The sequence below is a fragment of the Streptomyces beijiangensis genome, from assembly GCF_017315755.1.
GTDB lineage: Bacteria > Actinomycetota > Actinomycetes > Streptomycetales > Streptomycetaceae > Streptomyces > Streptomyces beijiangensis.
Genome location: NZ_JAFLRJ010000660.1, coordinates 1 through 849 on the forward strand (window position 1 = coordinate 1; position 849 = coordinate 849).

Annotated in this window: 2 pseudogenes; one reads left to right on the forward strand and one right to left on the reverse strand. The window is 70.1% G+C overall.

What is annotated here, in order from left to right:
- Positions 1-257: pseudogene (locus J0695_RS38020) on the reverse strand (hypothetical protein); the annotation flags it as partial.
- Positions 258-340: 83 nt separating this feature from the next.
- Between J0695_RS38020 and J0695_RS38025 the strand changes: the two are divergent.
- Positions 341-849: pseudogene (locus J0695_RS38025) on the forward strand (SCO0930 family lipoprotein); the annotation flags it as partial.

The window sequence follows — 849 nt, forward strand, 5'->3', positions numbered from 1 at the left end:
GGTGGAGGCGGCGCCGGTGCCGGTGCCTTGTGCCGGGGAGACGGCTTCGGGGCGGGCGGCCTGTGCTCCGCCCGGCAGCTCGACGATCCGGACACCGCGACCGCCGTACCCGAAGCCGCCTCGCCTGACCCCGAGACGGATGCGAAGGAGCAGTCGTCCGCGGCGGCCGGCAGGGGCGTCAGGAGCAGACCGACGAAGGCTGCCGCGACGAGCAGCCGCCCGATGAGCGGGATGAGGATCAGCTGCGATCGGTACACGCCCAGGAGCATGAGCCGATGTGAAGGGCGGCACTCCGCCGACGGNNTGCGCCGCAACCCACAAACGGACAGCTGGAGTTGACATGAATACCTGGCGGAACGCCTCGCTCGCGGTGACGGCGGTGGCAGTGCTGGCGCTGACGACGGCGTGCGGTCAGGGCAACGGCGCCTCAACGGCGAACGGGCAGGCCGTGGGCAATGCGAGCCCTGCCGCACAGGCCGGTGACGGCGCATACGGCTCGGGTGACGGGTACGGATCGGACACGGCCGCGGGGAATGCGAAACCCGCCGGACAGCTCGCGGTCTGGGACAGCAAGAAACTCGGCAAGGTCGTGACCGACAGTGCGGGATTCACTCTCTACCGTTTCGACAAGGACACCGCGAGTCCACCGAAGTCGAATTGCGACGGCGATTGCGCGAAGGTGTGGCCCCCCGTTCCCGCGGGCAGTGTCACCGCTGCGGCCGGCACCGAAGCGTCGGTGATCGGCGAGGTCGTCAGGGCGGACGGCACCAAGCAGCTCACCCTGGGCGGCTGGCCCATGTACCGGTTCGCCAAGGACACCAAGCCGGGCGACGCCAACGGGCAGGGAGT